The 13,395-nt window shown below is 34.0% G+C and carries 12 protein-coding genes; 10 read left to right on the forward strand and 2 right to left on the reverse strand.

Annotated features, from left to right (window positions below; genetic code table 11):
* The first annotated feature begins 93 nt into the window (after positions 1-93).
* The 4 genes from pfkA (at position 94) to J2X17_RS14920 (ending at position 3,547) form a co-directional block, all read left to right on the forward strand.
* Positions 94-1,080 (forward strand): 6-phosphofructokinase, encoded by a 987-nt coding sequence (pfkA, locus tag J2X17_RS14905; RefSeq protein WP_310299604.1) that lies wholly within the window; start codon positions 94-96, stop codon positions 1,078-1,080.
* A 96-nt stretch (positions 1,081-1,176) separates the two neighbouring features.
* Positions 1,177-2,181, forward strand: coding sequence for a type I glyceraldehyde-3-phosphate dehydrogenase (gene gap / locus J2X17_RS14910; RefSeq protein WP_310299607.1), 1,005 nt, complete (start codon positions 1,177-1,179; stop codon positions 2,179-2,181).
* Positions 2,182-2,310: 129 nt separating this feature from the next.
* Positions 2,311-3,162, forward strand: coding sequence for an N-acetylglucosamine kinase (locus J2X17_RS14915; protein ID WP_310299610.1), 852 nt, complete (start codon positions 2,311-2,313; stop codon positions 3,160-3,162).
* 10 nt (positions 3,163-3,172) lie between these two features.
* Positions 3,173-3,547 carry a methylglyoxal synthase gene (locus J2X17_RS14920; RefSeq protein ID WP_310299613.1) on the forward strand — a complete coding sequence of 125 codons (375 nt, stop codon included), beginning with the start codon at positions 3,173-3,175 and terminating at the stop codon, positions 3,545-3,547.
* Here the strand turns inward: J2X17_RS14920 and J2X17_RS14925 are convergent.
* On the reverse strand, positions 3,528-3,908 hold the full coding sequence (locus J2X17_RS14925; RefSeq protein ID WP_310299617.1) for a RidA family protein: 381 nt from the start codon (positions 3,906-3,908) through the stop codon (positions 3,528-3,530). The genes J2X17_RS14920 and J2X17_RS14925 overlap by 20 nt on opposite strands.
* Positions 3,909-3,935: 27 nt before the next feature.
* The gene (locus J2X17_RS14930) at positions 3,936-6,635 is read right to left on the reverse strand and encodes a putative LPS assembly protein LptD (RefSeq protein WP_310299619.1); all 2,700 of its coding nucleotides are present in this window, start codon (positions 6,633-6,635) and stop codon (positions 3,936-3,938) included.
* 82 nt (positions 6,636-6,717) lie between these two features.
* Here J2X17_RS14930 and J2X17_RS14935 point away from each other — a divergent pair, with 82 nt between their 5' ends.
* The 6 genes from J2X17_RS14935 to bshA all read left to right on the forward strand — a co-directional run bounded on the left by J2X17_RS14935 (position 6,718) and on the right by bshA (position 13,374).
* On the forward strand, positions 6,718-7,836 hold the full coding sequence (locus J2X17_RS14935; protein ID WP_310299622.1) for an N-acetylmuramoyl-L-alanine amidase family protein: 1,119 nt from the start codon (positions 6,718-6,720) through the stop codon (positions 7,834-7,836).
* Positions 7,837-7,886: 50 nt separating this feature from the next.
* The gene (locus tag J2X17_RS14940) at positions 7,887-8,852 is read left to right on the forward strand and encodes an MlaD family protein (RefSeq protein ID WP_310299625.1); all 966 of its coding nucleotides are present in this window, start codon (positions 7,887-7,889) and stop codon (positions 8,850-8,852) included.
* 5 nt (positions 8,853-8,857) lie between these two features.
* The gene (locus J2X17_RS14945) at positions 8,858-10,192 is read left to right on the forward strand and encodes a 4Fe-4S dicluster domain-containing protein (protein WP_310299627.1); all 1,335 of its coding nucleotides are present in this window, start codon (positions 8,858-8,860) and stop codon (positions 10,190-10,192) included.
* A gap of 101 nt (positions 10,193-10,293) precedes the next feature.
* Positions 10,294-11,085, forward strand: a complete 792-nt coding sequence (locus tag J2X17_RS14950) for a (Fe-S)-binding protein (protein WP_310299629.1) — start codon at positions 10,294-10,296, stop codon at positions 11,083-11,085.
* Between the two features lie 110 nt (positions 11,086-11,195).
* The gene (locus tag J2X17_RS14955) at positions 11,196-11,678 is read left to right on the forward strand and encodes an ABC transporter ATPase (protein WP_310299632.1); all 483 of its coding nucleotides are present in this window, start codon (positions 11,196-11,198) and stop codon (positions 11,676-11,678) included.
* 550 nt (positions 11,679-12,228) lie between these two features.
* Positions 12,229-13,374: an N-acetyl-alpha-D-glucosaminyl L-malate synthase BshA gene (gene bshA, locus J2X17_RS14960; protein ID WP_310299635.1), complete on the forward strand. Its 1,146-nt coding sequence runs from the start codon at positions 12,229-12,231 to the stop codon at positions 13,372-13,374.
* Positions 13,375-13,395: the final 21 nt, after the last annotated feature.

Consider the following 13,395-nt stretch of genomic DNA (forward strand, 5'->3'; position numbering starts at 1 on the left):
AACGTTTGAATTTAACAGATTTTATTAATTTATTACAATCATAACCTGAAAAGTGGTGAATGTTTGCTAATTTTACACTTTAATACTTAAATAATGCCAAAAACAATAAAAAAAGTTGGTGTTCTGACATCAGGAGGAGATTCACCTGGAATGAATGCCGCAATACGATCAGTTGTTCGAACATGTGCTTATCATAATATAGAATGCATCGGAATTTATAGAGGGTATCAGGGAATGATCGAAGGAGATTTCAAAGAAATGGGCCCTCGTAGCGTAAATAATATTGTAAATAAAGGCGGAACGATCTTAAAATCGGCTCGTTCGGTTGAGTTTAGAACCCCTGAAGGTAGAAAAAAAGCTCATGAAAACCTAGTAAAAGCCGGAGTTGATGCTTTGGTTGTAATCGGTGGAGATGGAAGTTTTACCGGAGGTTTAATTTTTAACTCAGAATATGGTTTTCCTGTAATGGGAATTCCGGGTACAATCGATAATGATATTTTTGGTACAAGTCATACATTAGGTTATGATACAGCCTTAAATACAGTAGTAGATTGTATCGATAAAATTAGAGATACTGCAAGTTCGCATAACCGTTTGTTTTTTGTAGAGGTTATGGGGAGAGATGCAGGGCATATCGCTCTTAATGCCGGAATTGGAGCTGGTGCCGAAGAAATCCTTATTCCTGAAGAAGATTTAGGTTTAGAAAGATTGCTAGACTCTCTTCAAAAAAGTAAAGCTTCAGGAAAATCATCAAGTATAGTGGTCATTGCCGAAGGTGATAAAATTGGTAAAAACGTTTTCGAATTAAAAGATTACGTTGAAGCTAATTTACCGGAATATGACGTAAGAGTTTCTGTGTTAGGACACATGCAGCGTGGTGGTTCTCCATCTTGTTTTGACCGTGTTCTGGCAAGTCGTTTAGGTGTAAAAGCTGTTGAATCTTTAATCGAAGGGAAATCAAATTATATGGTTGGTCTTCGTGAAGATAAAGTTGCTTTAACTCCGTTAGAGCAGGCAATTAAAGGAAAATCGGAAATCGACAGAGAATTATTAAGAGTGTCTGACATCATGTCGACATAAAAAATAAAAAACAAAGTTTAAAAAGGAAAGAAGTTTATTGTGAGGAAATTAGACTTTAAATTAGTGTAATAAAAACAAAAGCAAAAATTAAGTAAAATGTCAAAAGTAAAATTAGGAATAAACGGATTTGGACGTATCGGAAGAATCGTTTTTAGAGAAACTTTCAATAGAGATAATGTAGAAGTAGTAGCAATCAACGACTTATTAGATGTTGATCACTTAGCTTACTTATTAAAATATGATTCAGTTCACGGTCGTTTCAACGGAACTGTTGAAGTGAAAGAAGGGAAACTGTATGTAAACGGAAGAAATATCCGTATCACTGCAGAAAGAAACCCTGCTGACTTAAAATGGAACGAAGTAGATGTTGACGTAGTTGCTGAATGTACTGGTATTTTCACAACTATCGAAACTGCAAATGAGCACATTAAAGGTGGTGCTAAAAAAGTAATTATTTCTGCTCCGTCTGCAGATGCTCCAATGTTTGTAATGGGAGTAAACCACGAGACAGCAAAAGCTACAGATTTAGTAGTTTCTAATGCTTCTTGTACTACAAACTGTTTAGCTCCTTTAGCTAAAGTTATTCACGATAACTTCGGAATTGTAGAAGCTTTAATGACAACTGTTCACGCTACAACTTCAACTCAAATGACAGCTGATGGTCCTTCTAGAAAAGACTGGAGAGGTGGACGTGCTGCAAGCATAAACATCATTCCATCATCTACAGGTGCTGCAAAAGCTGTTGGAAAAGTTATTCCGGAATTGAATGGGAAATTAACTGGTATGGCATTCCGTGTTCCTACTGCTGACGTTTCTACAGTAGATTTAACGGTAAAAGTAGCAAAAGAAACTTCTTATGAAGAAATCATGAAAGTTTTAAAAACGGCTTCTGAAACTACAATGAAAGGTATTTTAGGGTATACTGAAGATGCGGTTGTATCTCAGGATTTTATCTCTGACAAAAGAACTTCAATCGTTGATGCGACTGCAGGAATTGGATTGAATTCAACTTTCTTCAAATTAGTATCCTGGTATGATAATGAGTACGGATACTCTAGTAAATTAATTGATTTATCAGTACATATTGCTGGTTTAAAATAATATTATATATTTTTGCAAAATCCCGTTACTTCATCGTAACGGGATTTTCTTATTTTGTTATGTCTTTAATTAATGTAAAAAATACACTTTTGATTGATTAAAGAAAAACTAATCCAAAAACTAAATAAAATGAAATTAATAGTTGATAGTGGATCTACTAAAGCCGATTGGATTGCAATTGATGACAATGGAAAAGTATTATTCACAACACAAACTTTAGGGTTAAACCCTGAAATTCTTGACGGTCCGGAAATTATTACAAGATTAAATGATCGTTTTGATATTTTGCAAAATAAAAAAGAAGCTTCACATTTGTTCTTTTACGGAGCAGGCTGTGGAACTGACAGAATGAAAGAAGCTTTGTCGCAAATCTTTCAGGAATATTTTTCTAATGCAATTGTAGAGGTTCACGAAGATACTTATGCAGCAGTTTATGCAACAACTCCAAAAGGAGAATCAGCAATTGTTAGTATCTTAGGAACAGGTTCGAACTGTAGTTATTTTGATGGAAAAGTATTGCATCAAAAAGTACAATCATTGGGTTATATTGCTATGGATGATTGTAGTGGAAATGTTTTTGGAAAAGAATTAATCAGAAAGTATTATTTCAATAAAATGCCAAAAGAATTGGCTGTTGAATTTGAAAAAGAATACAACATGGACGCTGATTTTATTAAAAATAAACTTTATAAAGAACCAAATCCAAATGCTTATTTAGCGACTTTTGCTAAGTTCTTAATCAAACATAAAGACACTGAATTTTGCAGAAAAATCATTTTCAAGGGAATGAAGTCTTTCGTTAAGAATTACATCAAGCAATTTGAAAATTGTAAAGAAGTGCCTGTGCATTTCGTTGGTTCTATTGCTTTCTACTTAAAAGACGAATTGCAGGAAACATTTGATAAATATGAACTTCAATTAGGTAATGTTTTGAGAAGGCCAATTGATGGATTAATTGCGTACCACGTTGCTAATCAATAGTTCGGGTTTTATGGAAATTGCGATTATTGCTCACGATGGAAAAAAAGCTGATTTGATTAATTTCTTAATTAAAAATTCAGACGTTTTACATCATGAAAAAATAAAACTGATTGGTACAGGAACTACTGGAGGAAAAGCGGAAGCGGCAGGTTTTAAGACGCAAAGAATGCTTTCCGGACCTTTAGGTGGTGATGCACAAATTGCAGGTAGAGTTGCAGAAGGAATTACTCAAATGGTGTTCTTTTTTAAAGATCCTTTATCGAGTCATCCGCATGAGGCAGATATCAATATGTTGATTCGCGTTTGCGATGTACATAATGTGCCGCTGGCAACAAATGAAGCAACGGCACAATTATTATTAGATGCTATTGCACTGCAATTATAGAAATTTCAACATTTACATTTTTTGGCAAACATGCCACTTGAACCGTTTCACGAGCTGGAGCGGTTTTTTCGTTAAAATAAGATCCGTAAACCGTATTTATTGCCCCAAAATTATTCATATCCATGATGAAAATTGTGGCTTTAACTACGTTTTCAAAAGTCATATCTGCAGCTTCTAAAATTGCTGCAATGTTTTTCATAACTTGTTTTGTTTCATCATTGATGTTGTCGGTAACAAGTTCTCCTGAAGCTGGATTTATAGCAATCTGACCAGAAGCATACAATGTGTTTCCGGATAATACTGCCTGATTGTATGGTCCGATTGGAGCAGGGGCTTTTTCAGTAAAGATGATTTTTTTCATGATAGTTGTTTTTTAATCGATAATGATTTATCGGTTTGAAGAACTTCGTTTGTTAAATTTAATATCACTAAGAACTCCAGATTTAATGCCGATGAAGAAATTCCAGTTTGCGTTTGGCCCAAGTGGAGTATAGTTAAAAGCCATTCTCCAACTTAACAAATCTCTTTCGAAACGAAATTGTGTAAAAGTGACTCCTTTTTGAACAAAATCGTAACCTGTCGAAATACCACCTTTCCATTTAGGTGTAATGTCCATATTGATGGAAACCATAATCGAGTTTCCTGTGATTTTACTTTCTCTGTTAACGTTGGAATAGGTTAATGAATATGCCATTGTCATATCCCACGGTAGTTTCGAATTAAAGAATTCAGTGATTACATCTTTTTCATCATCTTTTTCTTTTGCGAATTGGCTGTTACGGCTATCATTCAAATCGGTATTGGTACCAAATAAATCATCGCTACGACCTCCATTACGCTGGCTTTGCGTGTTTTTTTCTTCTTTGGTTCCTTTATTAGTAAACGAATAGTTGAAAGTTAAATTGGCGCTTGTCATTCTGAATAAACTTCCGCCATTTTCAATGTTATACATATTCATTCTGTTTCCGGAATTGTCAATTGCATATGGGTCTAAAGTGGCTCCAAAATTGACATTCATCTTATTGTCGAAAAGTTGTGTTCCACCACTAACAAGAACAGGTTGCCATGCCAGGATTTCTTTTCCATTAGCATTGAAATTATAGCTGGTACTTAGATTTAAGTTGTTTAACAGCATTATTTTTTTAGGTTCTGTCTTTGTACTGTCACGATCTCTTACTTTGGCTTCAAAAGTATTACTTACAGCTAAACCTACAATGTTTGAATTTTCTTTACTTGGAGCACCGTAAACACCTCCTTCAAAGCGAGAATACGAATTTTGGATTCTTCCGGAAGCATCTACGTAATAATTATCATAATATCTTTCGAAACTAGGTGTATAGGAATATGTTACAGAAGGTCTCATGACGTGACGAATAGATTGAATTCTTTTGTCTGCGCCAAAATTAAAAGTACCATAAATAGTTGTTCCTAAGTTTGAACTAAAATTATAGGTTCTATAAGCATCAAAACCATTTATTGTCTGATCTACAACTTTGTTTTGATTTGGGTCATAATTTTTTTCAATTGTTTTGGTAACCCAGGTTTCCTGATAGTTTGTAGAAGCTCCGGCACTAAAATATTTGAAGATCTTGAAGTTTGTGCTAATCGGAATCGAGTGTTGCATTCCTATTTGCGCATCTTTAAACATTTGCGGTTTAAAAAACAGTGAATCTGTGGTTACGAATCTGTTTTGTCCGGTTAAATTGTATTGTAAATTGATGTTTTTAATAAGACCTTTTTTTATTCCATCTTTACCCACGAAAGGATAAATACGATCGATACTACCTTGTAAGGAAGGTAATGTCATTTGAATCTCTTCTGTTTGTGTATTTTGCTGATGTGTTGCGGTTAGCGAAATACGGGCTTGAGGAACTGTGTTGAAAGTTTTATTATAAGAAATAGAGGAACTTAAGGTGTTATTTAGATTTGATCCGACGTTTGCCTGATTGATGGATTGTTTAAAATACTTACTGCTTCCCATGTTTACAGATGCAGAAAAACTTGAATTTGGACTTGATTTTGTGTCTTTAGAATGTGACCACTGAATATTGTATATATTTTGTTTGGAGTAGTCTGGATAACCTCTTTCGCTGTTGATCAGGTTTTCAAAACGTACATTTACATTTCCTCGATATTTATATCTTTTGGCATAAGATGACTCAAAACGCATTGCATAACTTCCATTCGTATAATAATCTCCTAAAACGGTCAGGTCGTAATTATCACTTAACGCAAAATAATAACCACCGTTTTGCAGGGAGAAACCTCTTGTGTTTGAATCGTTATAACTTGGGATGATAATTCCAGAAACACTTTTCTCCTCAGTCATTGGAAAGTACGCAAAAGGCAGGGCCAGCGGAGTAGGAACATCAGCAATAACCATATTTGTTAAGCCTGTAATTACCTTTTTTCCGGGAATAAATTTTACTTTATTCGTTTGGAAATAATATTCAGGATTGTCAACATCTGTTGAAGTGGTAAAACGGGCACCTTTTAGGAAATAAACAGAGTCATTTTCTTTTTTAGTAACGGCAGCTTTTATTTTAAATTCACCTTGCTCCGTTCTGGAATTAAAGATTAAGGCCTTTTTTGTTTTGAAATTAAAGCGAATAGAATCCGGCTGAACCTCGCTTGATCCCTGTTTGAAATTAGGATATTGGGTAAGAACTCCTGATGAATCTTTAATTCTTCCGGCATAGACTTCATCTTTTTCATAATCTAAAACAATGATACCAGATTTTAACTCTACATCTTTGTAGTATAATTCTGCTTCATTATATAGGGTAATTCGTTTTCTTTTGTAGTCGTTTTTTGCGTAATCCTTGGCCTTATACTTTACTTTTCCGTCAAGAAAAGTCTTTTTAGGTTTAACAGTATCCAGTTTTATGGTGTCCTGTACGGTAATTTCAGGTTTATCTGTTTGTTTTACAGTTGGTAATGTATCTTTTTTGGTTTTTATCTCCTGTGAATATAATTTACCACATCCTAGTGTTAGGAAAAATGATAATAAAACGATATTAAATAAGTTTGTATGCAAAGGTTTAAATGCTATTTTTGTAAAAGTATGGCTTGTTTTTTGACATGTCAAACTTACATATAATTTTTTGGCAAAAATAATCAATTGCAAAAATTATGGCAGTTGCATTTTATTAAAATTAACTTTTAGATTTATGAATATTTTTAACAAAACTAGGCTAATATTTAGTTTTTTTCTAACTATAATTTCATTTTGCGCATACTCTCAGGCAAATGTTTTTAAAGTAACACTTGACGCCGGACACGGAGATCATGACTTTGGAGCTGTTTATAGCGGAAGAATTGAAAAAAATATTGCTTTGGCCATTGTGTTAAAAGTTGGGAAAATATTGGAAGATAGCCCAAATGTGAATGTCATTTATACCCGTAAAACGGATGTTTTTATTGATTTGGTTGAAAGAGCCAATATTGCGAACAGAGCCAACTCGAATATTTTTGTTTCGATACACTGTAATGCAAACAAAAACACTGCTGCAGACGGAACCGAAACCTATGTAATGGGTTTGAGTAAAGTTGCATCGAATCTTGAAGCTGCGAAAAAAGAGAACTCGGTAATTACGTTAGAGAAAGATTATAAACGTAAATATGAAGGCTTTGATCCTAATTCACCAGAGTCAATGATTGGAATGACCTTAATGCAGGAAGAATATTTAGATAATAGTATTTCATTAGCCAGTAAAATTGAAGATAATTTTGACAGGCTTGGAAAGAAAATTCGTCAAGGCGGTGTAAAACAAGCTCCGTTTATGGTACTGCATAAAGCTTATATGCCTAGAGTTTTAGTTGAAACAGGTTTTGTTTCTAATCCGACAGAAGGTAATATTCTGAATTCAGAAGAAGGACAAAATGATATTGCTAAAGCTATTGCTGACGCTATATTAAGTTATAAAAGAGAATATTTTGGTTCTGGTGTACCTGAAATGGCAGACGCTAAGCCGGCGAAAGATACAGCTAAACCAAAAACAGTTGCAACTCCTCCAGCGAACAAAAACACGCCAAAGGGAACTGTTTTTAAAGTACAGTTGATCGCAAGTATCAAGAAAACGCCTTTAGATCCTAAAAACTTTAAAGGGCTGAAAAATGTAACAATGGTGTATGAAAATAATATTTATAAATATTTCTATCAGGAAACTTCAGATTACCAAGCAGCGCAAAAATATTTGCAAGAAGCTAAGAGTAAAGGATATGGCGCTTCTTTTTTAATTGCTTACAGAGACGGAGAAAAAATCAATATTCAGGACGCGATCAAATAATAATCACAAGTTCGAATATTTATATTAATTTTGTACAAACACTTAGAATTTTGAAACTAACAAGAGAAATTAAAACGGCTATTTTAGTCATCGCGTCAATTTTATTATTTATTTGGGGCTACAGTTTTTTAAAAGGCAAAGACCTTTTTGCAAATTATAAAACATTATATGTAGAATATGATAATGTTGAAGATTTGGCACAATCAGCACCTGTAACTTTAAACGGTCTGGGAATTGGTAAAGTAAATAAAATTACGCTCAATGAAACTACAGGTAAATTATTAGTTGAACTTCAGTTAAAAACTGATTTTCCAATTTCTAAAAGAAGTACAGCATCTTTATATTCACCAAGTTTAATTGGTGGAAAACAGATTAAAATTATTCCAAATCTTGCAGATAAGGATTTAGCTGTTGACGGGCAAACTTTAGCATCAACAGTAGAATTAGGATTAACCGAATCTTTGGGAGGTAAAATTGAACCAATTCAGCAAAAATTAAATTTAATGCTTGCTAACATAAATACTCTGGTTAGTGGATTAAATAATGTTTTAGACAAAAAAGGACAGGAAGACCTTAAAAAGTCTTTGGCCGAATTAAGTCAGACAATGGAGCAATTTCATAAAGCATCAGGAAGTATCAATTCTATTTTAGATACTAACAAAGCTCAGATTAACGGAGCTGTTACGAACTTAAATAAAATGTCTTCTAACTTCAATAGTATATCAGATTCATTAAAGAAAGCCGATTTAGGAAAAACAGTTAGAACATTAAACCAGACTTTAGCTAAAATGGATGGTATTATGACTAACCTGAATTCAGGAAAAGGTTCTGCCGGCAAATTACTGAATGATGATGCTTTGTATAATAATTTAGCTAAAACTTCAAAAGAGCTTGAATTATTATTACAAGATGTTCGTCTTTATCCAACACGTTATGTAAATGTTTCTCTTTTTGGAAAGAAAAATAAACCATACGTGGCACCTACGGAAGATGCAAATTCAACTGACAAAAAATAATAAGAATGAGTTATTTAGATAATATTTTATTTGCTATACTTCTGATAGCTGGTTTTGGGTTTTTTGCATCAAGCGTAAAAAAAATCATCAGAAACATAAATTTAGGAGTAGATGTAGATCGAAAAGACAATCCGAAAGCACGTTGGGCTAACATGGCGATGATTGCTCTTGGACAATCTAAAATGGTGAAACGTCCAGTTGCTGGTATATTGCACATTGTAGTGTATCTTGGATTTATTATTATCAATATCGAGTTACTTGAAATCATCATTGATGGTTTATTTGGTACGCATAGAATTTTTGCATTCTTAGGTACTGCTTATGATGTTTTAATTGGTTCTTTTGAAATATTGGCACTTTTGGTTCTGGTTGCTGTTTCAGTATTTTGGATTAGAAGGAATGTGGTAAGGTTGAAACGTTTCATTAATCCTGATTTGAATGGATTTCCCAAAAGCGATGCTAATTACATCTTATATTTCGAGATGGTTTTGATGACATTGTTTTTATTAATGAATGCTTCTGACCTGCATTTGCAGAATGTTCCTGGTGGATTTTCACATTTTCATAAAGCTGGAAGTTTTCCGGTAAGTCAGTTTATTGCACCGATTTTCAACGGAATGTCAAATGAATTAGTGATGTTGTTGACTGAAGTATTTTGGTGGTTGCATATTGCAGGGATTTTGGTTTTTATGAACTATCTATACTTCTCAAAACACTTGCATATTCTTTTAGCGTTCCCGAACACCTATTTTGCAAATTTAAAACCGGAAGGACAATTTGATAATCTGGAATCGGTTACAAAAGAAGTGAAGTTGATGATGGATCCAAATGCCGATCCGTTTGCAGCAGCCCCGGTTGATGAAAATGCAGCTCCAAGTAAATTTGGTGCGAGCGATGTTCAGGATTTAAACTGGGTTCAGTTGTTAAACGCTTACACTTGTACAGAATGTGGACGTTGTACTTCGTCTTGTCCGGCAAATCAAACAGGTAAAAAATTATCTCCTCGTAAGATCATGATGGATACAAGAGATCGTTTACAGGAGGTAGGAAAAAATATCGATGCGAATAAAGGCGTTTTTGTTCCAGATAACAAAACATTATTAAATGATTATATCACACCGGAAGAATTGTGGGCGTGTACATCTTGTAATGCTTGTGTGGAAGAATGTCCGGTAAATATTAGTCCGTTGTCTATTATTATGGATATGCGTCGTTATTTAGTGATGGAACAAAGTGCTGCGCCAATGTCATTGAATGCTATGATGACAAATATTGAGAATAATGGTGCACCATGGCAATACAATCAGCAGGACAGATTGAATTGGAAAAACGAAAATTAAAAATATAGTTTAATCGGTTAATCGTTAGTTCGTTTAATCCCACTGGATTCGACAAACCTCCGATTAAACAATTAAACAAATCAACGATTAAACAAAAAGAAATGTCAGAAAGTTTAGTAGTACCAACAATGGCAGAAATGCTAGCCGAAGGAAAACAACCAGAAGTTTTATTTTGGGTGGGTTGTGCAGGTAGTTTTGATGATAGGGCAAAGAAGATTACAAAAGCATTTGTGCGAATTTTAAATCGTACAAACGTTTCTTTTGCTGTATTGGGTACTGAAGAAAGTTGTACAGGAGATCCTGCAAAACGTGCCGGAAATGAATTTTTGTTTCAGATGCAGGCCATGATGAATATCGAGGTTTTAAATGCATACGAAGCAAAAAAGATCGTTACAGCTTGTCCGCATTGTTTTAATACTTTAAAAAATGAATATCCTGAATTAGGAGGTCAATATGAAGTTATACATCATACTGAGTTTTTAAAATCATTAATTGATGAAGGAAGATTAACTGTTGAAGGTGGACAGTTTAAAGGAAAACGTATTACGTTTCACGATCCTTGTTATTTAGGAAGAGCGAATAAAGTGTACGAAGCACCAAGAGATTTAATTCAGAAATTAGATGTTGAATTAGTCGAAATGAAACGTTCTAAAGCAAATGGTTTATGTTGTGGAGCAGGTGGAGCGCAAATGTTTAAAGATGCTGAGCCAGGAAACAAAGAAATCAATGTGGAGAGAACAGAAGATGCTTTAGAGACTAGACCGGATATTATTGCGGCGGGATGCCCGTTTTGTAATACAATGTTAACGGATGGTATCAAACATCAGGAGAAAGAAGGACAAGTTAAAGTAATGGATATTGCGGAGTTAATTGCTAATGCGCAGGATCTTTAACAAAGGTTCTGAGATACTGAGGTTCTAAGGTTCTAAGTTTTTTAACTAGAAACTTGAGACTGAAAGTTTTCCAGAAATCTAAAATCTAAAATCTAAAATCTAAAATTAAAATGTATATACCTTTTGAAAATTTACCTGGTGAATCCCGAGTTTGGATTTATCAATCAAACAGAAAATTTTCTGAGGAAGAATTTTCTGAAATTGAGACTGACCTGAAAGCTTTTATTGAAGAATGGGCAGCGCACGGAACAAGTTTGGAAGCTTCGTATTTACTGAAATACAACCGATTTATTATTTTGGCTGTAAATCAGGAAGTACAGGCGGCTACGGGTTGTTCTATTGATAGTTCTGTTGAATTTATCCAGAGTTTGGAAAAAAAGTACAGCGTTGATTTGTTAGATAAAATGAACGTGACTTTTAAAAATGGCGAACATATTGCACACAAAACATTGATTGATTTCAAGAAAATGGTTAAAGATAAGTCAGTTTCTGAGAATACAATTGTGTTTAATAATTTGGTAAACAATATAGAAGAGTTCAATGAATCCTGGGAAGTTCCTGCTGCCGATAGCTGGCATAGCAGATTTTTCTAAAAGCAATTTACAACATATTTGAAAGGCATGAAATTTAGATTTCGTGCCTTTTTTTGTGGAGTTAAATGAGGGGAGTTTCTTTTTTTTAAAGTTTCAGGTTTCAGGTTTGAAGTTTCAAGTTTTGCCAAAGTTTGTGGAAATGTTATATAGATTACGAGAAACCCGACAGGTTTTTATCCTGAGGTTTCGGGACTGTCGGGCTTCGAAATATATAGTTCTTATAAAAACAAAAACCTCTAATCTAGCCCCGATGGGAGTGATATCCTTTTTCTGGCTTCTTTAGCCGGGAAAAGATATAACGGACAGCGGGACTGATGGTTCTTTTGAAAATGAATTTATCTGCTTCTCATAAAAAACATGAGTTAATAGTTTTGAATTATGATTTGATAACGCTACTGATATTTAAGAATCTAACGATTTAAGGAAGTCTAAAAATCTAACGATTTATTTATCTAATAATCTGATAAATCAATAATTCACAAAAATCTAACAATTGAAAACGGCAATTAAACGTGATTTTTGAGTACTTTCGTAGTACTAAATTTATTACATGAAAATAGCAATAGTTTGTTATCCGACTTTTGGCGGTAGTGGGGTAGTAGCCACTGAATTAGGCCTTGAACTTGCCAGACGCGGCCACGAAATCCATTTTATTACCTACAGTCAACCGGTTAGGCTGGCACTTTTAAATCCAAATGTTCATTATCACGAAGTAAACGTTCCTGAATATCCTCTTTTTCATTATCAGCCTTATGAGTTGGCTTTGTCCAGCAAATTGGTTGATATGGTGAAATTATTTAAAATCGAAGTACTTCATGTACATTATGCCATTCCACACGCGTATGCGGGCTATATGGCAAAGCAAATGCTGAAGAATGAAGGAATTAATCTTCCGATGATTACGACGCTGCACGGAACAGATATTACTTTGGTAGGAAATCATCCGTTTTATAAACCGGCGGTGACTTTCAGTATCAATAAATCTGATTATGTAACTTCGGTTTCGCAGAGTTTGAAAGATGATACACTGAAATTATTCAAAATAAAGAATAAAATCAAAGTGATCCCGAATTTTATCGAGTTAGATAAAGTGGTTAAAGATCCTACAGTACCTTGTCATCGTTATGTTATGGCGAAGGAAAATGAGCGTATTATTACGCACATTAGTAATTTTAGAAAGGTAAAACGTATTCCGGATATTATTAAGATTTTCTACAATATTCAAAAAGTAATGCCGGCCAAATTAATGATGGTTGGTGATGGTCCTGAAAAAGAAAAAGCGGAAGTCTTATGTATGGAATTGGGAATTTACGACAAAGTAATTTTCTTTGGAAACAGTAATGAAATCGATAAAATCTTATGTTTTACAGATTTGTTTTTACTTCCGTCCGAAACAGAAAGTTTTGGTTTGGCAGCTTTAGAGGCAATGGCTTGTGGTGTGCCGGTAATTTCAAGTAATTCAGGAGGTTTGCCGGAAGTTAATTTTGATGGAGTTTCAGGATATTTGAGCAATGTGGGAGATGTTGAGGAAATGGCTGCAAATGCAATTAAAATCCTAAAAGATGATGAAGTTTTAAATCAATTTAAAATAAACGCTTTAGAAGTAGCGAAAAAGTTTGATATCAAGAACATCTTGCCTAAATACGAAGCTTTATATCAAAGAGCAATTGATGATTATAAATATGAGAAGCATTAAATCTTAAAAAAAATAAGCGTA

The sequence above is a fragment of the Flavobacterium aquidurense genome, assembly GCF_031458035.1.
GTDB classification, from domain to species: domain Bacteria; phylum Bacteroidota; class Bacteroidia; order Flavobacteriales; family Flavobacteriaceae; genus Flavobacterium; species Flavobacterium aquidurense_C.

Coding starts and splice junctions, on each gene's coding strand:
- bshA (WP_310299635.1), top strand. CDS start 12,229: ATGAAAATAGCAATAGTTTGTTATCCGACTTTTGGCGGTAGTGGGGTA.
- J2X17_RS14915 (WP_310299610.1), top strand. CDS start 2,311: ATGAAATTAATAGTTGATAGTGGATCTACTAAAGCCGATTGGATTGCA.
- J2X17_RS14935 (WP_310299622.1), top strand. CDS start 6,718: ATGAATATTTTTAACAAAACTAGGCTAATATTTAGTTTTTTTCTAACT.
- J2X17_RS14955 (WP_310299632.1), top strand. CDS start 11,196: ATGTATATACCTTTTGAAAATTTACCTGGTGAATCCCGAGTTTGGATT.
- J2X17_RS14925 (WP_310299617.1), bottom strand. CDS start 3,908: ATGAAAAAAATCATCTTTACTGAAAAAGCCCCTGCTCCAATCGGACCA.
- pfkA (WP_310299604.1), top strand. CDS start 94: ATGCCAAAAACAATAAAAAAAGTTGGTGTTCTGACATCAGGAGGAGAT.
- J2X17_RS14920 (WP_310299613.1), top strand. CDS start 3,173: ATGGAAATTGCGATTATTGCTCACGATGGAAAAAAAGCTGATTTGATT.
- J2X17_RS14945 (WP_310299627.1), top strand. CDS start 8,858: ATGAGTTATTTAGATAATATTTTATTTGCTATACTTCTGATAGCTGGT.
- gap (WP_310299607.1), top strand. CDS start 1,177: ATGTCAAAAGTAAAATTAGGAATAAACGGATTTGGACGTATCGGAAGA.
- J2X17_RS14950 (WP_310299629.1), top strand. CDS start 10,294: ATGTCAGAAAGTTTAGTAGTACCAACAATGGCAGAAATGCTAGCCGAA.